The sequence below is a fragment of the Streptomyces sp. NPDC046977 genome, assembly GCF_040644455.1.
In the GTDB taxonomy this organism is placed as follows: domain Bacteria; phylum Actinomycetota; class Actinomycetes; order Streptomycetales; family Streptomycetaceae; genus Actinacidiphila.
Map to the genome: position 1 here is coordinate 1 of NZ_JBEYWO010000035.1, position 21,676 is coordinate 21,676.

Here is a 21,676-nt window from a genome sequence, read left to right on the forward strand (position 1 = left end):
CACCCGCGGGCGGTGCCGCCGTGCCCCGCGCACGCGCGCGTCGGGGGTGGGGGGGCCCCGCGGCCCCGCCCCTCCTCGCGTTCAGCGGCCCGCGGGCCCGGCGGGCCGTCCGGGCGGCCCGAACCGCCGTACGCCGTCCGGGGTGACCGCCGCGTCCACCGGCCGGTCGTGCGGCTCGGCGGGCACGCGCTCCAGGACTTCGTGCCCGTACAGCAGGACCACCAGGGCCGGCGTCGCCCCGCACGCCTCCAGCCGGGCCAGCACGCGGTCGTAACTGCCGCCGCCGCGCCCCAGGCGCAGGCCGCGGGTGTCGACCGCCAGGCCGGGCAGCAGCACGGCGTGGGCGGCCGTGACGGCGTCGGGGCCGAGGCGGGGGCCGGTGGGCTCGTACAGGCCGCGGGACGTCCGCACGAGCGCGTCCGGGCCCTCGTAGCGGCCCCAGTCCAGATCGTTGTCGGGGAGCAGGACGGGCAGCAGGACCCGTTCGCCGCGCTCGCGCAGTGCCTCCAGCAGCGCGCGGGTGCCCGGCTCCGTGCCCATCGAGACGTAGGCCGCCACCGTGCGGGACCCACCGGACAGTTCGGGCAACTCCAGTGCATGCCCTGCGATTCGCCGCTCCACGTCCGTCCGGAAACTGTTCGTCAACCTGTTCCTCATCTTGAGGAGGTCTTCTCGCAACCCGGCTTTGCTATCGTGACCGCTACTCATTTGGCCCACAAACGCCGCCTATCGTCCTCAAGCAACCGGAACTTCATCTTCACCTCATATACAGCGGTTATTGTGCAGACCATGACTCACGTGCGTACTCGGATCAGCAAGGCTGTCATCCCCGCAGCCGGCCTCGGCACCCGTTTCCTCCCCGCCACCAAGGCGACACCGAAGGAAATGCTTCCGGTCGTGGACAAGCCCGCCATCCAGTACGTGGTCGAGGAGGCCGTCGCGGCCAACCTCTCCGACGTCCTCATGATCACCGGCCGCAACAAGCGCCCGCTCGAGGACCACTTCGACCGCAACTACGAGCTCGAAGAGGCCCTGACCCGCAAGGGCGACGAGTCGCGGCTCGCCAAGGTCCAGGAGTCCAGCGACCTGGCCACCATGCACTACGTCCGCCAGGGCAACCCCCGCGGCCTCGGCCACGCGGTGCTCTGCGCCGAACCGCACGTCGGCGACCAGCCCTTCGCGGTCCTTCTCGGCGACGACCTGATCGACCCCCGCGACCCGCTGCTCAGCACGATGATCGACGTGCAGGAGCGGCACGGCGGCAGCGTCGTCGCGCTGATGGAGGTCGACCCCAGCCAGATCCACCTGTACGGCTGCGCGGCGGTCGCCCCCACCGACGACGACGGCGTGGTCCGGATCACCGACCTCGTCGAGAAGCCCGCGGCGGACGAGGCGCCTTCCGCGTACGCCATCATCGGCCGCTATGTCCTGGACCCGGCGATCTTCGCCGTGCTGGGCAAGACGCAGCCCGGCCGTGGCGGCGAGATCCAGCTGACCGACGCCCTGCGCGAACTGGCCCAGGAGGACGGCCCCGACGGCCCCGTGCACGGCGTGATCTTCAAGGGCCGGCGCTACGACACCGGAGACCGTGCCGACTATCTGCGTGCCATTGTCCGACTGGCATGCGAACGTGATGACCTGGGCCCGGACTTCCGGACCTGGCTGCGTTCGTACGTCAACGAGGAGATGCAGGCTTGAGCAGTAGTACGGCCGCCGGTGCCGATCGCGTCTGGTCCGTCTCGGAACATCTCGACAACATCCTCCGGCAGTTGAGACCCCTGGAGCCGATCGAGCTGCAACTGCTCGACGCCCAGGGGTGCGTGCTCGTCGAGGACGTCATGGTGCCGGTGTCGCTGCCGCCCTTCGAGAACAGCTCGATGGACGGCTACGCGGTGCGCACCACCGACACCCAGGGCGCGGACGGCGAGCACCCGGCCGTACTGACCGTCATCGGCGACGTGGCGGCCGGCAGCGGCGAGCCGCCGGCCGTCGGACCGGGGGAGGCGGCGCGCATCATGACCGGCGCGCCGCTGCCGCCCGGTGCCGAGGCCGTCGTCCCGGTCGAGTGGACCGACGGCGGCAGCGGCGAGCCGGGCCCCGTCAGCGGCATGGCCGCGGCGAGCCGTACGCCCGGGGCGTCGTCCGGCGAGGTCCGGGTCTACCGGCAGGTCGAGGCGGGCGCCCATGTCCGGGCCCGCGGCAGCGACGTGGTCGCCGGTGAGCTGGCTCTCGCCGCGGGCACGGTCCTGGGTCCGCCGCAGATCGCGCTGCTCGCCGCCGTCGGCCGTGCCGCGGTGCGGGTGCGGCCCCGGCCGCGGGTCGTCGTGATGTCCACCGGCAGCGAACTGGTGCCGCCCGGCGAGGCGCTCGGTCCCGGCCGCATCCACGACTCCAACAGCTACATGCTCACCGCCGCCGCACGGGACGCGGGCGCCCAGGCGTACCGCGTCGGAGCGGTCGCCGACGACGCGGAGACCTTCCGCGCCACCGTCGAGGACCAGTTGATCCGCGCCGACCTGGTGGTCACCAGCGGCGGCGTCAGCGTCGGCGCGTACGACGTGGTCAAGGAGGCGCTGGGCGAGGAGATCGAGTTCCGCACGCTGGCCATGCAGCCCGGCAAGCCGCAGGGTTTCGGCTTCGTCGACGCGGGCGCCCGTGCCGAGCCCCCGACTCCCCCGACAACCGATGCCGCCGCGGAGGACGAGGAGGCGGCCGCGGAGCCGGAGCGCACCCCGCTGGTCGCGCTGCCGGGCAACCCGGTCAGCGCCTACGTCTCCTTCGAGTTGTTCGTGCGCCCCGCGATCCGCACGCTGATGGGTGTCGAGCCGGTCCACCGGCCGTCGGTGCGGGCGGTCTGCCCGACGGGCGTGACCTCCTCGCCGAAGGGCAGGCGCCAGTTCCTGCGCGGACGTCACGAGGCCGACGCCGGCACGGTCACCCCCGTGGGCGGGGCGGGTTCGCACTTGGTGGGGGCGCTCGCCCACGCCAACTCGCTGATCGTCGTTCCCGAGGACGTCACGGAGATCGCCGCGGGCTCCGAGGTCGACGTGGTCCTGCTCGACTGAGCGGGTAGCGTACTCCCACGCGAGCACGCGCGAGCAGTGGGAGTGTCCGTAGCGATGACAGAACAGCAGCGCCTGACGCACATCGACGCCGCGGGGGCGGCCCGCATGGTCGACGTGTCGGAGAAGGACATCACCACCCGTACCGCGCGCGCCACAGGCCGGGTCCTGGTCTCGGCGCGCGTCGTCGAACTGCTGCGGGGCGAGGGCGTACCCAAGGGCGACGCCCTCGCCACCGCGCGCATCGCCGGCATCATGGGCGCCAAGCGCACCCCCGACCTGATCCCGCTCTGCCACCCGCTGGCGGTCTCCGGGGTGAAGGTCGACCTCGCCGTGGGCGATGCCTCGGTCGACATCACCGCCACGGTGCGGACCACCGACCGTACGGGCGTCGAGATGGAGGCCCTGACCGCGGTCAGCGTCGCCGCGCTCACCGTGGTCGACATGGTCAAGGCCGTGGACAAGGGCGCGGTCATCACGGACGTACGGGTCGAGGAGAAGACCGGCGGCGCGTCGGGGGACTGGAGCCGCGACCGATGAGGGCACTCGCGATCACCGCCTCCAACCGGGCTGCCGCAGGGGTCTACGAGGACCGCGGCGGCCCCCTTGTCGTCGCGGGGCTCACGGAGCTCGGCTTCGCCGTGGACGGCCCGCGCGTCGTCCCGGACGGCGAACCGGTGGGGCAGGCCCTGCGGCAGGCGGTGGCGGAGGGCTACGACGTCGTGGTCACCACTGGCGGCACCGGGATCTCTCCCACCGACCGCACCCCCGAGGTGACCCGCGACGTACTGGACTACGAGGTCCCGGGCATCGCCGAGGCCATGCGCGCCGCCGGCCGCGAGAAGGTGCCCACGGCGGTGCTCTCCCGTGGCGTGTGCGGCGTGGCCGGGCGCACCCTGGTGGTGAACCTCCCCGGATCGACCGGCGGCGTCAAGGACGGGCTGGCCGTGCTGGCCCCGCTCCTCGTGCACGCCGTCGAGCAGCTCCGCGGGGGCGATCACCCTACGTCTGGGAGACCGAGCTGAACGTGTCCTGGCCGGCCGAGCTGGTGGACGGGGACGTCCTCCTCCGCCCGATAAAGATGCGCGACCAGCGCGCCTGGCGCGAGGTCAACCGCCGCAACCGCGACTGGCTGCGGCCGTGGGAGGCCACCGTGCCGCCCGCCCCGCCCGGCCACGTGGCCCTGCGGCCCACCTACCGGCAGATGGTCCGGCACCTGCGCCACGAGGCCGCCTCGGGGCGCATGATGCCGTTCGTCATCGAGTACCAGGGGCGGCTGGCCGGACAGCTCACCGTCGCCGGCATCACCTGGGGCTCGATGTGCAGCGCCCACATCGGCTACTGGGTCGACGAGGCGGTCGCGGGACGCGGCGTGATGCCGACCGCCGTCGCCCTGGCCGTGGACCACTGCTTCCGCGCGGTCGGCCTGCACCGCGTCGAGGTGTGCATCCGGCCGGAGAACGGGCCGAGCCGGCGCGTGGTGGAGAAACTCGGGTTCCGCGACGAAGGACTGCGCCCCCGCTATCTGCACATCGACGGGGCGTGGCGGGACCATCTCGTGTTCGCGCTGACGGCGGAGGAGGTGCCGGAGGGGATGCTGAACCGGTGGCGCCAGGCACGACCCGGCACGGCTCACAAATAAGATATCTGTTCGAAATTCGTCGCCGTTTCGGCCCTCGCACGAACGCAATCAGAAAAAAATTTCGGCGTATCAGCCAGATCGTGCGACACACCGCGCCAAATTGCGTATCCGCCGTCGCGAACCCCCCTACCGTGTGAGGCGTGAGCAGCAGCGGCCTCATTTACGCAGTCATCGTCGGGGCCTGGGCTGCCTACTTGGTGCCGATGTGGCTCCGTAGGCAGGACGAGCTCAACGAAGCGCGCCCGACGGAACGCTTCAGCACCGCCATTCGGCTGCTGTCCGGACGCGCGGCGCTGGAGCGCAGATACGCCAAAACGGCGGACCCGGACGAGGAGACCGAGGGAGACCCCACGGTCGACGTCCGGGACCTCGCCGTGCCCGCGCCCGAGGTGCCGGCCCAGCCCAGGCCGCTCGCGGCCAAGCCGCAGGCACAAGCGCAGGCGCAGGCGCAGACCGGGGCGCAGCTCAAGGCCAAGAAGCCCAATCCCCGGGCCAAGGTGCTCGCCGCACGCCGGCGCACCACCACGCTGCTCTTCCTCGCCTTCACCTTCGGCATGATCGTGGCCGCCGTCGGCGGCGTCGCCTTCCTGTGGGCCCCGGGCATCCCCGCGGTGCTGCTCACGTTCTACATCGCCCACCTGCGGGCCCAGGAGCGCCGCCGCTTCGAGGTCAAGTTCGACCAGCGCCGCGCCGCCGAAGCCGCCAAACGCCTCCGCGACGCCCGCACGGCCCGCGAGCACGTCCCCGAGGCCCCCGAGGTGGCCGAGCCCGCGCCGCTGCCGCCGGCCGAGGAGCCGGCCACTGCCGACCGTCGGGCCCTCGTGGAGCAGACCGACCACGCCGAGTGGGTGGACCAGCAGCGCACCCCCACCGAGGACGCCTGGGAGGTCCCGGCCCCCCGCCCCACCTTCTCCACCGCCCCCGTGGCCCCCCGCCGCACCCGCGACCGCTCCCGCACCCCCCTGTTCGACCAGCACTCCGACCGCGACCGCCCCCGCGCCGCCAACGAGTGATCCGCACCGGGTGAGCGGAGCACCCCCGCCGGGGTGCTAGAGTTTTCCTCGTTGCAAGGGCCTGTGGCGCAGTCCGGTAGCGCACCTCGTTCGCATCGAGGGGGTCAGGGGTTCGAATCCCCTCAGGTCCACAACACAACACAACAGGGCTGTTCACGAGATCCCGATCCGACGGTCACCGTCGGGTCGGGATCTCGGCGTTTCGGCCTCAACTTGTGTGAAAGCCGCCGCAGGCATGGGGGGCAGGCTCCCGCGGTCTCGCGACGTGTCGATCTTCAAATATCGGGGTGCCGGCCCGTTCAGGGGCTGCGACTCTGTCTTGCCGGTCAGGCGTGCTTCTCTCCTCGGCGGTCGGGTAGGGCGGCAGGACGCCGCCGGGTTCGAGGTTGAGGCCGTGATGGGGCTCTGCTCGCTTGCGGCCAAGTACCGCGGACATGCGGTTTCGGAGCTGGAGCGTCGGCGCCGGTCGCCGACAGGGGACCGGCACAGCCCAGGAGGGCCCCGCCGCGGCAGTAAAACGAGGGGGGCACACGACGTGGGGCGATCCTGCGGCCAGGGAGCGGCTTGTCGTGCTCGCAGAGCGGTTGTCAGGCGGTGGCGTACTCCTCGTCGGTGACGGGGTCAGCCAGTGCACGACATCGTGGTCGGTGTCGCCCTCATTGATGGCCGGATGGACCATCAGCCGGTTCGGCGCGGTGCCGTACGGGGACGCCACAAGTGTGGCGACAGCTCTGCAGGGGTGGACACCAACATCCCCTCCAACTGCCCTGCTGGAAGGCAGGGAGGCTCCCTCGACGGCCTGCTGGAGTGGTCCGACATCGGGCTCTGACTGGCAGAGAGATCCACGCTGGGTGCGCAACCTGGGAAGCCGATGTTTCGACGCGGTGCGAGGCGCATGGTCCGGGAGAGTCCGTCCGATCAGTTCGGTGGGGGCGCCGTGGTTCCGCGTGGCACGAGGCTGGGGGAGAACTTGATCTGAGCGGTGGGGCGGGTCCGGTCGGCGATGCGCTCGATGAGCAGTTGGGCTGCATTCACGCCGATGTGCCGGCCGGCCTGGTCGACGCTGGTGAGGGAGATGGGGCCGAGAGCGGCGAAGGTGGTGTTGTCGTACCCGGCGATGGAAATGTCGTCGGGCACCTGGAGTCCGGCTTCGGAGACGGCCTGCAGGACGCCCATGGCAACGACGTCCGCGCCGGCGAAGACGGCGGTGGGCCGCGGGGAGCGGGCGAGCAGTTGCTGTGCACCGAGGTAACCGCCCTGCTGGGTGTAGGTGGTGGAGACGACGTCGATCTCGTCCTCGAGGCCGCGGGCGCGCATCGCCTGCCGGTAGCCGGCGGCGCGGATCGCGTTGGGCATCTCCTCGATGCGGCGCGGATCGGTCTCGTCGTGCTCGATGTGCGCGATCCGGCGGTGTCCGAGATCGGCGAGGTGGTCGACGGCGAGGGCGGCTCCGGCCAGGTCGTCGTCGGAGACGGTGTCGTACGCGGCGGACTGGCCGTGCCGGCCGACCACCACGGTCGGGACGATGCCGGCGACGCGCTCCAGGTGGGACCGCGACGACACGGGCGCGACGAGGATCATGCCGTCCATCCCGCGGTCGACCATGGCCTCGGTGACCTTGGCCTCGGCGGCTTCGCCGTTGCGGCCCGGCGCCATGAGGACCTGGTACTCGGTGTCCCACAGGGCGTCGGTGATCCCGTCGAGGATCTCGGGGAAGAAGGGGTTGCGGATGTCGGGCAGCATCACGCCGACCGTGTAGGTCTGGCCGCGCATGCCCCGGGCCCCGGCGTAGGGACGGTATCCCAGGTCGTCTATCGCCTGACGGACCCTCGCACGCATCTGGGGGCTCGTGCCGTACGCGTTGCGCAGCACCTTGGACACCGCGGTCGTGGACACCTGGGCGTGCCGTGCGACGTCGACGATCGTGACGCGCTTGGGCTGCGCGGGCGGTTCCATTCGTCTCCCTTCAGGACGCAAGGTGGGAAACGTTGCCTGCCGTGCGGACGACCCTTCAGGCGATTCCCGTCGCCGAACCGTACCCCTCAGTAGAGCGTTTCGGCAGCTCGTAGCGGAACAGAGTAGGCCCGGGGTTCAGTAACTGCGCTGCATCGTGTCCGACATCTTGACGTTACGTCGCGCCCCTCCCTAGGGTCTGTCACACATTTTGGGGAACGTTACCCATTGATTTGAAACGTTTAAGAAGGGGGGTGATGTCAGTGTCCACAGCCTCGCGCGATCAGCTGTCGCCACGGGCCCCTGCCGTTCCGGGGCGCTCCGGCGGGGGCTTGCGGGTCCGGCGTCGCGCCGCTTCACCGTGGTGGTTCGCCGCCCCCGCGATGGCGCTGTTCGCCTTCGTCGTCCTCGTGCCGAGCGCCCGGGGCGTGTATTACGCCTTCACCAACTGGGACGGTCTCGACCCGAGTTTTTCGTTCGTCGGCCTGGACAACTTCACCGGCTTGCTGGACGACCCGGACGCGGTGCAGGCCATCTGGCACACGCTGCTGATCGCAGTGTCGATCACCATCGTCCAGAACGCGTTCGGGCTCCTGCTGGCACTCGGGGTCAACAGCCTCATCAAATCCCGCAACGTGCTCCGGGTCCTGCTCTTCGCGCCCGCTGTGATCACACCGATCGTGACCGCTTACCTGTGGCGCAACCTGCTCGGCCCGGACGGCGCGGTCAACAGCCTGCTCGACGCGGTCGGCCTGGGCTCCCTTCGACAGGACTGGCTCGGTGACCCGCAACTGGCGCTGTGGTCGGTCGTGGGGGTCATCGTGTGGCAGTTCGGCGGGTACTCGATGGTCATCTTCCTGGCCGGGCTGCAGTCGGTGCCGAAGGAGGTCCTGGAGGCGGCCGACATCGACGGCGCCGGCCCGGTTCGCCGGTTCTGGTCGATCACCCGCCCACTGTTGGCCCCCGCCTTCACCATCAACCTGATGCTGTCGATCATCGGCGGGATCAAACTCTTCGACCAGGTCTACGCCCTGACCGGCGGAGGCCCGGGCCACGCCACCGACACGCTGTCCACACTGATCTACAAAGACGCCTTCACCCTGGGCGAGTTCGGCTACAGCGTCGCTCTCGCGGTTGTCCTCACGCTCATCGTGGCGGTGGCGTCGACCGGGCAGTACCTCGTGCTGGCCCGCGGCGAGAGGGCCGCCTCGTGAACCGCTACCGCAAGCGCACCCTGGCGCTGGAGCTGGCCATGATCACCGTTGCCCTGGTGGTCGCCTTCCCGGTCTACGTCCTGGTCAACCTGGCTGTGCGACCGACGTCGGACAACTCCTCGCCGATCCGTCCGACGACCTCGCCCACCGTCGACAATTTCGTCCAGGCCTGGCAGCAAGGTGGCCTGGGGGGCGCGCTGTTCAACAGCGTGCTGGTAACGGCCGGCAGCGTGGTCGTCGTCCTGGCCGTGTCGTCGTTCGCCGCATACCCGCTGGCCCGGTCGACCGCACGCTGGTCGCGCGGACTGTTCCTGCTGGTGATGCTCGGACTGGTCCTGCCCTTCCAGCTCGCCGCGCTGCCGCTCTACCAAACGATGCGCGACCTGCATCTGCTCGGCACTCCCTGGGCCCTGATCCTCTTCTACTCCGGCTTGCAGGTGCCCTTCACCACCTTCCTCTACACCGGGTTCCTGCGCGCCCTGCCGCGCGACTTCGAGGACGCCGCACTCATCGACGGCTGCACACCGGTGCAGGGCTTCCGCCATGTGGTGCTGCCCCTGCTCAAACCCATCACCGTGACCGCGCTGGTCCTCAACGCCGTCGCGGTGTGGAACGACTTCTTCACACCGCTGCTGTACCTCAGCGGCAGCACCCAGCAGACCCTTCCCGTGGCGATCGCCGGATTCGTCGGGCAGTACGTCACCGACTGGAACCTGGTCTTCGCGGCCCTGGCGATCAGCATCGTGCCCGTTCTGGCTCTCTACTTCGCACTGCAACGCAGCATCATCAGCGGCTTCGCCGGAGGGCTGAAGGGATGACCCACGCCGTGAACCCCTCGCTCCTCACCCCCTACGCCCTGCAGACAGAGCAGCGCACCGAACCCCTCGGGACAGGAGAGCGGCACCCGAGGCTGTCCTGGAGACTCCGCAGCCGCCGCCGCGCTGCCGCCCAGAGCGCCTACCGCATCACCGTCGCGAGCCACCCCTCGGATCTGAACACCCCTAGCCGCCTGCTCTGGGACACCGGCCGCCGCACATCGTCCGACACCCTGCTCATCGGCTGGGACGGACCCGCTCTGACCTCCGCCACGCGCTACCACTGGCGTGTCGAGGTCTGGGACGAGACCGGCACACGCGGAGGCAGCGCGCAGTCCTGGTTCGAAACGGGCCTGCTGAACCCGGACGACTGGACGGCCCAATGGGTGGGCCGGGACGTGGTCAACCTCCCCACCTTCGACCCGCCCGAGGACGACGACCCCGAGGGCTCGGCACTGCAGTCACCGCCCCTGCAACTGCGCCGCGCCTTCCGGGCAACCAGCCGGCCGGTACGGGCCCGCCTGTACGCCACCGCACGCGGCGTGTACGAGCCCCGTCTGAACGGCGTCCGCGTCGGCGACTCCGAACTGTCCCCCGGCTGGACCGAATACCACCGGCGGCTTCAGTACCAGACCTACGACGTCACCGACCTGATCACCGAGGGCCCCAACGTCCTGGCCGCCATCGTTGCCGACGGCTGGTGGAGCGGGTACGTCGGCTTCGACCCGCGGCGCGCCGCACAGCACTACGGTGAGCGTCCTGCCCTCTGGGCCCAGTTGGTGCTCGACTTCGCCGACGGCTCCCGCCAAGTGGTCGCCACCGACCCCGAATGGACCGAACAGCCGGGGGCGATCCGCGCCGCCGATCTGCTCATGGGACAGACCGCCGACGCCCGCCGCCGCACGCCCGGTTGGGACGCACCCGGCCCGGAGCCCGTGGGTTTCTCCCCCGTGGCCGTCCTCGACACCGCGCCGGGACCCCTGGTCGCCGAGTCCGACGACCCGGTACGCGTCGTCCAGGACAAGCCGGCGGTCTCCGTGCACCACCTCGGCGACGGCCGGTACATCGTGGACTTCGGGCAGAACCTGGTCGGTCGCGTCCAGCTGACCATACGGGGCGCCGAACCAGGGCGGCGGATCGTCCTGCGCCACGCCGAAGTCCTCGACGAGGGCGAGCTGTACCTGGACAACCTCCGTCGCGCCCAGGCCACCGACGTCTACGTCGCCGACGGCACCGGCACCGAGGTCTTCGAGCCGCAGTTCACCTTCCACGGCTTCCGGTACGTCGAGATCGACCACTACCCCGGCGACTTGGCGGCCGGCGACGTGACGGCCCGGGTCCTGCACAGTGACACGCCCTGGACCGGCAGCTTCGACTGCTCCGATCCCACCGTCAACCAGCTGCAGTCCAACATCGCCTGGGGGCAGCGGGGCAACTTCCTCGCGGTCCCCACGGACTGCCCGCAGCGCGACGAACGCCTCGGCTGGCTCGCCGACGCCCAGATATTCGCCCCGACGGCGAGCCGCAACGCAGACGTGTCCGCCTTCTTCGCCCGCTGGATGCACGACATCCTCGACGGACAGGACAGCGACGGCGCGTTCCGGGACGTCGCCCCCGTCATGACACTGGACCGTGAGGCGGCACCGGCCTGGGGCGACGCCGGGGTGATCATTCCTTGGCACCTGTGGCGCACCTACGGCGACCTGCACGCCCTGGAAGGCTCCTTCGACGCGATGGCCGCGTGGGTCGAGCACATCCGCAGGCACAATCCCGACCTGCGGTGGCGGCACCGGACCGGCAACTCCTACGGCGACTGGCTGCAGGTCGGCGTCACCACCCCGCGCGATGTGCTGTCGACCGCGTACTTCGCCCGCAGCACCCAGGTTGTGGCCGATGCCGCCGAGATTCTTGGCCGCTCGCAGGCAGCCGCGCACTACAGAGCGCTCCACGCCGCCATCCGCTCGGCCTTCGTGGAGTCCTATGTCCACGACGACGGCAGCATCGAAGGAGGCACCCAGACCGGATACTTGCTGGCCCTGGGCTTCGGGCTGCTGCCGGAGGCGCTCGTGGACGCCGCCGTCGGCCACCTGGCCGCCGACATCGAGAAGCGCAACACCACGCTGACCACCGGGTTCGTCGGCACCGCCCTGCTCTGCCCGGTTCTGACCGACCACGGCCGCGCCGATCTTGCCTACGCCCTGCTGCACCAGGAGGCGTATCCGTCCTGGGGGCACTCGATCCGGCACGGCGCCACGACCATCTGGGAACGGTGGGACGGCTGGACCAGCGAGGGCGGCTTCCAGTCGGCCGCGATGAACTCCTTCAACCACTACAGCCTGGGCAGTGTCGGAGACTGGCTCTTCGGCCGGGTCGCGGGCATCGACCAGACGCTCTCCTCCGTGGCTTACAGCGAATTGCTCCTGCGCCCTCAGCCCGGGGGCCGGCTGACCTGGGCCAGGGCGGAGCAGGAGACCGCGCGCGGCCGTGTGGCCTGCGGCTGGTCCCTCGCCGACGGCCTGATCACGGTGACCGTCACCGTGCCGCCCGGTGCCACCGCCAGGCTGCACCTGCCCACGTCCGACCCCGCCGGCGTGAGGGAAGGCGACGCGCCCGCAGCCGGACGGCCCGGCGTACTCGCCATCGAGTCCCACCCGGCCGGAGCCGCACTACGGCTCGCATCCGGCCACTACGTCATCAGCGCCGCCGCCCCGGAGCCGACATTGCCGGTCCCTCAATGACCGCCACTTCACCGCGGGAGACACCATGAACAGACCCAGACTGTCCGCCCTGGTAGCGGTAGTGACGGCTGCAGGGCTGCTGGCAGGCTGCAGCGGTGGCACCAATGCCACCGCCGGAAAGTCCTCCACCACCTTGACCCTCGCCTCGGTCGACCAGGGATCCATCGAGGACGTCGTCAAAGCCTTCGAGAAGGCCAACCCCGGCGTCGACGTTCGCTTCACCACCAGCGGCGCCGACCAGTACCAGCAGCAGATCCGTACCAAGCTCGCGTCCGGCACCGCGCCGGACGTGATGTCGGTCTGGCCGGGCAACGGCAACCCTGGGGCCACCTACGTGCTGGCCAAGCCCGGATACCTCCTCGACCTGTCGGACCGGCCGTGGGCCGCCGAACTCCCCGACGCGGTCAAGACCGTCTCCCAGTACCAGGGCAAGACCTACACCGGGGTCTTCGGACTCAACGGCATCGGCGCCGTCTACAACCAGGACGCCCTGGACAAGGCGGGCCTCACCCCGCCCGGCACCTGGACCGACCTCCTGGACTTCTGCCATGCCGCCGCCGCCAAGGGAACCCCGGCCTTCGCCCTCGGCATCCAGGACAACTGGGTCACCCAACTCGTCCTGTACGCCCTGGCCGCCACCACCGTCTACGGCCCCGACCCCGACTTCGACCACAAGATGCAGGCGGGCCAGGCCACCTTCGCGAACTCGCCCTGGACGACCGCCATGGCCAAGTACCAGCAGATGGACAAGGCCGGCTGCTTCCAGAAGAACCCGCTGGGCACCAGCTACGAGGCCAGCCAGGAACTCGCCGCCACCGGCAGGACCCTCGGCATCGTCCAGGGCAACTGGGTCATCGCCCTCCTCAAGGGCAAGAACCCCAGCGGGAAGTTCACCCTCAAGCCCCTGCCGGCCACCGACACCCCGGCACAATTCCTCATGCCCGCCGCAGCGGGCGCCGGCTACGGAGTCAACGCCAAGGCCAAGAACAAGGACCTCGCGCTGAAGTTCGTCGACTTCGTCATGTCGCCGCAGGGCATGAACCTCTTCGTCACGAAGCAGGGCGGCCTTCCGGCCCTGGCGGACACCGGCTTCACCCCCGACCCGTCGCTGACGGAACTCTCCACATTCCTCAACGACGGCCGCACCGTGCCCTTCATGGACCAGCTCTGGCCCAACCCCAAGGTGCAGCAGACCATGCTCAGCGGCCTCCAGGAGATCTTCAGCGCCCAGTCCACACCGGACAAGGTTCTCCAGGCCATGGACGCCGACTACAAAACCGGCTCCTGACACAGACCCCGGCCGGGGTGCCTGACCACCCCGGCCGGTAGGGCGCACTTTTTCCGACACCCCTCCAAGGGAGAACACACCTTCATGATGAAACGATTCAACTCGGAGCGCGGGAACTCCTTCCGCGTGCCCCGGCGCTCCCGCGTCGTCATCGCCGCGGCGCTGCTCGCCACGATGAGTTCCGTCGTGGTCCAGGCCGAGGCCGCAGCACCCCAGGACCCCGCCTGGTACTCCTACGTCCTGGGTCCTGCCACGCCGCAGGTCTCCCCGGTCGACGTGGAAGCGCGCGGCACCGTGTCCCACCCCAACTCCCTGGTCAAGGGCAAGGGGAAGGAGACAACCCTGACGACGGTCGCCGGCGGCGCGCCAGCCTCGGTGCTGCTGGACTTCGGCAAGGACATCGCGGGCGCCCCTTACTTCGACGTCACCGCGCTCGAAGGCAACCCCACCCTGTCGCTGGCCACCTCCGAGGCCCGCCAGTACATCCGCACCCGCGCCGCCACCACCGTGTCCACCGCGGCGGCCACCGGCGCCACACAGGTGACCGTCGCGTCGGCGGCGAACCTCGAGGTCGGCAACGCGATCACTTTCGGCACCGGCGCCAACGCCCAGACCCGGACGATCACCGCGTTCAACACCACAGCCCGGACCGTCTCGTTCACCCCCGCCCTGACCGCGGGCCTTACGGCACAGACCGCGACGTCCTCCTCGCCGGGTGCGCCCAGTTCCGACGAGTCCCGCAGTCTGGCGGGCGTCGGCGGCATCGACACCCTGCAGCCCACCGCCACCGGCCGCATCTCCGGCAGCTACCACGGCGGGTTCCGCTTCGTGCTGCTCACCCTGACCTCGCCCGGCAGCATCTCCCTGTCCTCCGTCGGTGTGGACTTCCAGGGCGTGCGGGCCACCCCCGCCGACTACAAGGGCTGGTTCCTGTCCAGCGACGACGAGCTCAACAAGATGTGGTACTCCGGCGCCTACACGCTGCAGCTGAACCTGAAGCCCGCGGGGCTGAACGGCCTGCCGGACCAGCGGATCTACGACGGCGCCAAGCGGGACCGCAGCATCTGGACCGGTGACCTCCTGGTGCAGGGACCCACTGCCATGAGCACACTCGGGGACGAGGGCGCCGGCTACGTGAAGTCCTCCCTCGACGTGCTGCTGGCCACCCAGCGCGCCGACGGCGCCATCCCCGGATCACCGGACTTCAGCAAGGGCAGAAACCCCGCCGGCTCCCCGCTGTTCTACTCCAACAACTACTCCGGCTACGGCGCGCGCGCCGTCATCGACTACTACCGGTACACCGCGGACCGGGACTACATCGTCAAGGCTCTGCCCGCCCTGCGGGCCGAACTCGCCTACAACGACCGCTCCCTGACCGCGAACAACCTCGTCGCCTCCAACGACCGCGACTTCTGGCAGGCCAGCCAGACCGGCGAGGTCACCAAGTACAGCATCGACTACTACATCCTGCTCAAGGAGATGGCCTGGCTGGAGCGGCAGGTCGGCTCCGCCGCCAACGCTGACGCCGACGACGCCAAGGCCGAGGCGATCAAGCAGGCCGTCAACGCAAGGCTGTGGAACCCGCAGCTGGGCGCCTACGGACAGAGCAGCACCCACCCCGACGTGATGGTCGAGGACGCCAACGCCCTCGCCCTGCAGTACGGCTTCGTCCCCGCTGACCGGCAAACCAGTGTGCTCAACGCGCTGAAGACGCTGTGGACCCCGTACGGCGCCATCATGGGCCCCGGTCTGCTCGACCCGACCGGTCACACCATCGAACCGTTCGGCAACGGCATGGAGACCGCCGGCCGCTTCGCCGTCGGTGACGCGGGCGGCGCCTTCGACCTGATGCGCCGGACCTGGGGGCCGATGGTCGACGAGGACAACCCGCTGTACACCGGCGGCTTCTGGGAGTTCAAGAACAGCAACGGCGGCGTCAACCGCGCCACCGCCAGCCTCGCCCACGGCTGGGCCGCCTCTCCGACCGTCCAGCTCACCGAACAGGTCCTGGGCGTCACCCCGGTCGACGCCGGCTACGCCACCTGGAACATCAAGCCCCACACCGGAGACCTGAAGTGGGCCCAGGGGTCGGTCCCGACCAAGTACGGCAACGTCGCCGTGCAGTGGCAGGCCAACACCAAGACCGAATGGTTCACCCTCCACGCCGAGACGCCCGCCGACACCAGCGGCACGATCTCCGTTCCCGTCGGTGACCGCGCCACGGTCACCGTCAACGGCCGGACCGTGTGCAAGGCAGGCACGTGCAGCGCCTACCAGGGCACCGTCGCCGACGGCTACGCCCAGCTCACCGTTCCCGGCGGCACGTACGACATCACCGTCAGCCGCGGCTGACACACAACAGCCTGGTCCCCGCGCGTTCCTCGCCGCGCGCGCGGGGACCAGGCCCCACCGGCACCACTGGATCTGCGCTGACAGTCCCCGCGGCGGGGCCGACCGCCCCGGCCGCTCAGCCCCGCGTTCCCCTCAACGCCTCCCAAGGGAGATCCCACGTGCTGAACCACTTCCACCGCAGATGCGCAAGCCACTCCCGTGGATTCAGACGCTCTCGCGTGATCGTCGCTTTAACGCTGCTCGCCACGATGAGTTCCGCCCTCGTACAGGCCGAGGCCGCGCCGCCGCAGAACCCCAACTGGCAGTCCTACGTCCTGGGCCCGTCCACTACGCAGGTCCCTCCGGTCAGCGTGGAGACCCGGGGGAGCGTGACCAACCCGAACACCCTGGTGACCGGCCAGGGGACCCCGACCACCCTGACGACGGCCGCGGGCGGTGCACCCGCGTCGGTCCTCCTGGACCTCGGCAAGGACGTCGCAGGCGCTCCCTACATCGACGTCACCGCCCGCACCGGCAACCCCACGCTGTCGCTGGCCACCTCCGAGGCACGCCGCTACATCCGCACACCTGCCTCGACCACCGTGTCCGCTTCGGCGGCGTCGGGCGCCACGCAGGTGACCGTCGCGTCGGCGGCGAACCTCGAGGTCGGCAACACGATCACCTTCGGTACCGGCGCGAACGCCCAGACCCGGACCATCACCGCCTTCGATGCCTCCAGCAGGCGCGTCACGATCACGCCCTCACTGACCCGGAGCCTGACGGCGCAGACCGCGGCAACCAGTTCCCCGGGCGCGCCCAGTTCGGACGAGTCCCGCGGTCTGGCGGGCGTCGGCGGCATCGACACGCTCCGCCCCACCGCGACGGGCAGGATCTCCGGCAGCTACCACGGCGGGTTCCGCTTCGTCCTGCTCACCCTGACCTCGCCCGGCAGCGTCTCCCTCTCGGCCGCGGGCGTCACCTTCCAGGGCGTCCGGGCCACCGCCGCGAACTACAAGGGCTGGTTCGTATCCAGCGACGATCAGCTCAACAGGATGTGGTACTCCGGCGCCTACACGCTGCAGCTGAATCTGAAGCCCGCGGGGCTGAACGGCCTGGCGGACAGGCGGATCTACGACGGTGCCAAGCGGGACCGCAGCATCTGGACCGGTGACCTCCTGGTCCAAGGGCCGACCGCCATCAGTACCCTCGGCGACGAGGGCGCCGGCTACGTGAAGTCGTCCCTCAACGTACTGTTCGCCGCCCAGCGCTCCGACGGCGCTCTGCCGGGGTCTCCCGACTTCAGCAAGGGCAGCAACCCGGCCGGGTCCCCGCTGTTCTACTCCAACAACTACTCGGGGTACGGCGCACGCGCCGCGATCGACTACTACCGGTACACCGGCGACCAGGCCTACATCACCAGCGTCCTGTCCGACCTGCGTGCGGAACTCGCCTACAATGACCGGTCCCTGACCGCCAACCGCCTGGTCGCCTCCAACGACCGCGACTACTGGCAGGCCAGCCAGAGCGGCGAGGTCACCAAGTACAGCATCGACTACTACATCCTGCTCAAGGAGATGGCCTGGCTGGAGAGGCAGGTCGGCTCCGCGAGCAACGCCACTGCCGATGACGCCAAGGCGGAGTCGATCAAGCAGGCCGTCAACGCCCGGCTGTGGAGCACGCAGCTGGGCGCCTACGGACAGAGCAGCACCAAGCCCAACGTGATGGTCGAGGACGCCAACGCCCTTGCCCTGCAGTACGGCATCGTCCCGGCCGAACGGCGCACCAGTGTGCTGAACGCACTGAGGACGCTGTGGACTTCGTACGGCGCCATCATGGGCCCGGGTCTGGCCGACCCGACCGGTCACACCATCGAGCCCTTCGGCAACGGCATGGAGACCGCGGGCCGCTTCGCTGTGGGAGATGCCACCGGTGCCTTCGACCTGATGCGCCGCACCTGGGGGCCGATGGTCGACACCAGCGATCCCCTGTACACCGGTGCGTTCTGGGAGTTCAAGAACAGCAACGGTGGCGTCAACCGCGCCACCGCCAGCCTCGCCCACGGCTGGGCCGCGTCCCCGACCGTCCAGCTCACCGAGCAGGTCCTCGGCGTCACCCCCGTAAATCCCGGCTACGCGACCTGGAACATCAAGCCGCACACCGGCAACCTCCAGTGGGCCCAGGGATCCGTCCCGACCGGCTTCGGCAACATCGCCGTGCAATGGCAGTCCGACTCCTCGGCGTTCACCCTTCACGCCGAGACCCCGACCAGCACCAGCGGCACGATCGCCGTGCCGGTCACCGCCCAGGCCACCGTCACGGTCAACGGCCGTACCGCCTGCACCGCAGGCACCTGCAGCGCCTACCAGGGCACCGTCGCCGACGGCTACGCCCAGCTCACCGTGCCCGGCGGCACGTACGACATCACCGTCACCCGCGGCTGACCGCGATCCGCCTGGTCCCCGTACCTCCCCGCGGTCGGGGACCAGGCCCGCCGACCCGCTGCGACCACGGAGTCAGTGTTGCCCGGGGGCACTGCTCCTCCTCTCCGCGTGTGCCGGAATCAGAACAGGTCCGCACCGGCCTGGTCACCAGTAACCCGTCTGCCTCACACCGCATGCGGCAGGACGTCGCCTCGAGTCCCGGGAGTATCGGCTGAACCGGACGACGATCCGTGATGTGGCCGCCGCGGCCGGCGTGTCCGCCTCCACGGTCTCGAACTACTTCCACTGCCCGCACAAACTCACCGGCGCCACCCAGGAACGCGTTCGGCAGGCGGTGGAGACTCTCGGCTTTGTTCCCAACGACGCGGCCCGCATGCTCCGGACGGGAACGAACCCCGTGATCGGGTACATCGCGGCCGACCCCTTCGGCGCGGGGGCGTCCGAGGCTGTACGTGCCGTCGAGCAGCGGATCGCAAAGGAGAACATGCACCTCCTCATGGCTCACGGGAGCTCTGAGGAGCGCGAACGATCCTATCTACGGCTGTTCGCACAGCAACGAGTGGCCGGGATCATCGTCGAGCCCGTCGGAGACGTCGAATCCGAACTCGCAGCGATCCGCGCCCACGGCATTCCCAGCGTGCTGATCACACGGCAGGCGACTTCGACCACCCAGGCGTCCGTTGCGGCGGATCATGTCTTCGGAGGCCGCATCGCCGTCGAGCACCTCATCGGCCAGGGCCGAAGGCGGCTCGGCTTCGTATCGGCTGATCTCGACAACGTGCGTGTTCAAGACCAGCTCCGCGGTGCTGTGCTGGCTCTCAGCTCCGCACCCGGCGTTGCTCTGGAGGTCATTCGCGCAACCAGTGGATCCGTGGACGCGGGAGTCGCCTGCGCCGAGAGCATCGCTCAAAGACCGCAAGGAGAACAGCCGGATGGACTCTTCTGCACCAACCCCATGTTGGCGATCGGCGCGAGCCGGGTTTTCGCCGCCGGGTACGGCAGGGAAAAGTCCATGGATGTTGCCATCGTCGGCTACGACGCCCCCGAGATGACGTCCCTGGCCGCGGTACCTGTCACGGCCCTCCGAATCCCCTACCGGGAGATGGGCGCTGCGGCAGTGAACCTGCTCTTCGAGAGCATCTCCCAGATCCAGGAGGAGGGGAGCGCGTCTGGCGCTTCCACACGCTCTCACGTACGGCTCAACCCGGAGATCGTGTCGCTGGTGTCCACGGCGTAGGCCCACTGTGCCGACCCACGGGGCCACCGCGCCGCCCACCCGAGGGCGTGGTCATACGTGGGGAATCCCGACGCGTCGCAGCCACGCTTCGATGTCGGAATCAGCGCCTTCGACGTGTTCGCCGCGGACCGCGAGACCCTCTGCGACGGCGGCGCCGGGGCAGGAGGCGGCGTAGTCGCGTTGGGTCGTGCCCAGGCCGCTCATGGCGTAGGTGGTGACCGGGTGGACGGTCTTGCCCCGCCAGTCGAGGGCTTCGGTGAACGTCGTCATGATCATCGGTGCTCTGATGTTCCAGACGGGACTGCCCAGCAGGATCGTGTCGTAGCCGTCGAGAACGGGCAGGCGGCCGGCGATGGGGGGCCGGGCGTCGGTGTCCTGCTCGCGGACGTTGCGCCGGACGGTTGCGTCGTAGTCGTGCGGGTAGGGGTCGGCCGCCTGGATCCGGTAGGTGTCGCAGGTGATGCGACTGCTGATCTTCCTCGCCAGGACCTCGGTGTTGCCCACCTTCACGTCGGTGCGGCGGCCGTAGTAGTAGTTCTCGCCCGGCCGGGAGAAGCAGACCAACAGGACTCGCCTTCCGCTGCTTCCGGTCGTGGCAACCGACTGGGCGGGCGTGGAGGTTTCCGGCTGTGGTGAGGAAGGCGAGCAGCCCGTCAGGTGGCTTCCGGTCAGGGCGGCGGCCCCTGTGAGCAGTGCCCGGCGCAGGACGGTGCGCCGGGCAGGCATGGCAGTGCTGTGCTGTGGCGTGATCACGGTGGACACCTCCCGGTGAACCTCGGGCAGGGCGGGTGCCAGGCGGACGCCCCGAGCAGGTCGCGCAGGACATCCGCGATCGGCGGCGGTTGAGGGTGGGCACGGGGTGCTGCTGACGCCCAGGTCAGTCGTCCAAGCGGCGTTTGATGAACCGGACGACCGTCGGTGGGCCGTACATCAGAACCAGGTGGGCATGCGGGGCACGTAGGGCTCTTCCAGAGCGTGGATCTCCTCGTCGGTGAGTTCGAGGTCGAGCGCGGCGGCGGCGTCGGCCAGGTGGTGGGGTTTGGTGGCACCCACGATCGGCGCTGAGACGACAGGGTTCTTCAGGACCCAGGCCATCGCGACCTGCGCCATGGGTACGCCGCGGGCCTCCGCGATCTTCTGCACCGTTTCGACGATGGCCTGGTCGCTGTCGAGGAAGAGCGGCCTGCCCTTGGGGTCGACGACGGGATAGTCCTTCCCGCGGCGGGTGGCGGACTGCGCACCCCAAGGGCGCGCGACCCAGCCCGCCGCCAGAGGGCTCCAGGGCATGCTGCCTACGCCCTGGGCGGCGAGCAGGCCGAACATCTCCCGCTCTTCCTCACGGTGGATCAGGTTGTACTGGTCCTGCATGGACACGAATCGCGTCCACCCGCGCGTCTCGGCGGTGTGCTGCATCGTGGCGAACTGCCACGCCCACATCGAGGAGGCCCCGATGTAGCGGGCCTTGCCGGCCTTGACCACGTCGTGCAGGGCTTCCATCGTCTCCTCGACCGGGGTTTCGGGGTCGAAGCGGTGGATCTGGTAGAGGTCGATGTAGTCGGTGTCCAGGCGCCGCAGGGAGGCGTCGACCTGCTCCATGACGGCCTTTCGGGACAGGCCGGCTCCGCCCGGTCCCTGGTGCATGGGCTGGAACAATTTGGTGGCCAGTACGACGTCGTCGCGCTGTACGTACTTCTTCAGAGCCCGTCCTACGATCTCTTCCGACGTGCCCAGGCCGTAGATGTTCGCGGTGTCCCAGAAGGTGATGCCCAGGTCGACGGCCTGCCGGAAGACGGGTTCGGCCTGGTGGTCGTCGAGTACCCACGGCATGCGTTTGGCCGGGTCGCCGAAGCTCATGCAGCCCAGCGCGATGCGGCTGACCTTCAGCCCGGACGTCCCCAGGCGGGTGTACTTCATGACGTGTGTCCTTTCTCCAACACGCCGG

Annotated in this window: 17 protein-coding genes and 1 tRNA gene; 14 read left to right on the top strand and 4 right to left on the bottom strand. The window is 69.8% G+C overall.

What is annotated here, in order from left to right:
* Positions 1-81: 81 nt before the first annotated feature.
* Complete coding sequence (locus ABZ883_RS36115) at positions 82-708, bottom strand: 5-formyltetrahydrofolate cyclo-ligase (protein ID WP_360913960.1); 627 nt, start codon at positions 706-708, stop codon at positions 82-84.
* Between the two features lie 81 nt (positions 709-789).
* On the opposite strand from ABZ883_RS36115, the gene galU reads away from it, so the two are divergent.
* The 7 genes from galU to ABZ883_RS36150 all read left to right on the top strand — a co-directional run bounded on the left by galU (position 790) and on the right by ABZ883_RS36150 (position 5,848).
* Positions 790-1,698, top strand: coding sequence for a UTP--glucose-1-phosphate uridylyltransferase GalU (galU, locus tag ABZ883_RS36120; RefSeq protein ID WP_360913962.1), 909 nt, complete (start codon positions 790-792; stop codon positions 1,696-1,698).
* Positions 1,695-3,065 carry a gephyrin-like molybdotransferase Glp gene (gene glp / locus ABZ883_RS36125; protein ID WP_360913964.1) on the top strand — a complete coding sequence of 457 codons (1,371 nt, stop codon included), beginning with the start codon at positions 1,695-1,697 and terminating at the stop codon, positions 3,063-3,065. The genes galU and glp overlap by 4 nt, the downstream gene beginning before the upstream one ends.
* Before the next feature lie 54 nt (positions 3,066-3,119).
* Entirely contained in the window at positions 3,120-3,602 is a 483-nt protein-coding gene (gene moaC, locus ABZ883_RS36130) for a cyclic pyranopterin monophosphate synthase MoaC (protein WP_360913967.1), read from the top strand.
* Complete coding sequence (locus ABZ883_RS36135) at positions 3,599-4,087, top strand: MogA/MoaB family molybdenum cofactor biosynthesis protein (protein WP_360913969.1); 489 nt, start codon at positions 3,599-3,601, stop codon at positions 4,085-4,087. Before moaC ends, ABZ883_RS36135 begins: the two co-directional genes overlap by 4 nt.
* Complete coding sequence (locus ABZ883_RS36140; protein ID WP_360914137.1) at positions 4,084-4,704, top strand: GNAT family protein; 621 nt, start codon at positions 4,084-4,086, stop codon at positions 4,702-4,704. Before ABZ883_RS36135 ends, ABZ883_RS36140 begins: the two co-directional genes overlap by 4 nt.
* A 140-nt stretch (positions 4,705-4,844) precedes the next feature.
* On the top strand, positions 4,845-5,717 hold the full coding sequence (locus ABZ883_RS36145; protein WP_360913971.1) for a hypothetical protein: 873 nt from the start codon (positions 4,845-4,847) through the stop codon (positions 5,715-5,717).
* A gap of 57 nt (positions 5,718-5,774) precedes the next feature.
* Positions 5,775-5,848, top strand: a tRNA-Ala gene (locus tag ABZ883_RS36150).
* 787 nt (positions 5,849-6,635) lie between these two features.
* Here ABZ883_RS36150 and ABZ883_RS36155 read toward each other — a convergent pair.
* Entirely contained in the window at positions 6,636-7,673 is a 1,038-nt protein-coding gene (locus ABZ883_RS36155; protein ID WP_360913973.1) for a LacI family DNA-binding transcriptional regulator, read from the bottom strand.
* 254 nt (positions 7,674-7,927) lie between these two features.
* Here ABZ883_RS36155 and ABZ883_RS36160 point away from each other — a divergent pair, with 254 nt between their 5' ends.
* The 7 genes from ABZ883_RS36160 (at position 7,928) to ABZ883_RS36190 (ending at position 19,734) form a co-directional block, all read left to right on the top strand.
* A complete protein-coding gene (locus tag ABZ883_RS36160) occupies positions 7,928-8,884 on the top strand; it encodes a sugar ABC transporter permease (RefSeq protein ID WP_360913975.1) in 957 nt (318 codons plus the stop codon).
* Positions 8,881-9,702 (top strand): carbohydrate ABC transporter permease, encoded by an 822-nt coding sequence (locus ABZ883_RS36165; protein WP_360913977.1) that lies wholly within the window; start codon positions 8,881-8,883, stop codon positions 9,700-9,702. Before ABZ883_RS36160 ends, ABZ883_RS36165 begins: the two co-directional genes overlap by 4 nt.
* Positions 9,699-12,437 carry a family 78 glycoside hydrolase catalytic domain gene (locus ABZ883_RS36170; protein WP_360913979.1) on the top strand — a complete coding sequence of 913 codons (2,739 nt, stop codon included), beginning with the start codon at positions 9,699-9,701 and terminating at the stop codon, positions 12,435-12,437. Before ABZ883_RS36165 ends, ABZ883_RS36170 begins: the two co-directional genes overlap by 4 nt.
* 25 nt (positions 12,438-12,462) lie before the next feature.
* On the top strand, positions 12,463-13,725 hold the full coding sequence (locus ABZ883_RS36175; protein WP_360913981.1) for an extracellular solute-binding protein: 1,263 nt from the start codon (positions 12,463-12,465) through the stop codon (positions 13,723-13,725).
* Positions 13,726-13,809: 84 nt separating this feature from the next.
* Positions 13,810-16,077 carry an alpha-L-rhamnosidase C-terminal domain-containing protein gene (locus tag ABZ883_RS36180; protein ID WP_360913983.1) on the top strand — a complete coding sequence of 756 codons (2,268 nt, stop codon included), beginning with the start codon at positions 13,810-13,812 and terminating at the stop codon, positions 16,075-16,077.
* A gap of 218 nt (positions 16,078-16,295) precedes the next feature.
* Entirely contained in the window at positions 16,296-18,497 is a 2,202-nt protein-coding gene (locus tag ABZ883_RS36185) for an alpha-L-rhamnosidase C-terminal domain-containing protein (protein ID WP_360913986.1), read from the top strand.
* Positions 18,498-18,732: 235 nt separating this feature from the next.
* Positions 18,733-19,734, top strand: a complete 1,002-nt coding sequence (locus tag ABZ883_RS36190) for a LacI family DNA-binding transcriptional regulator (RefSeq protein ID WP_360913988.1) — start codon at positions 18,733-18,735, stop codon at positions 19,732-19,734.
* A gap of 51 nt (positions 19,735-19,785) precedes the next feature.
* On the opposite strand, the gene ABZ883_RS36195 is transcribed toward ABZ883_RS36190, so the two are convergent.
* Both ABZ883_RS36195 and ABZ883_RS36200 read right to left on the bottom strand, forming a co-directional pair.
* Positions 19,786-20,487 carry a flavodoxin gene (locus ABZ883_RS36195; protein WP_360913990.1) on the bottom strand — a complete coding sequence of 234 codons (702 nt, stop codon included), beginning with the start codon at positions 20,485-20,487 and terminating at the stop codon, positions 19,786-19,788.
* Between the two features lie 177 nt (positions 20,488-20,664).
* Positions 20,665-21,648, bottom strand: coding sequence for an aldo/keto reductase (locus ABZ883_RS36200; RefSeq protein ID WP_360913991.1), 984 nt, complete (start codon positions 21,646-21,648; stop codon positions 20,665-20,667).
* Between the last annotated feature and the right edge of the window lie 28 nt (positions 21,649-21,676).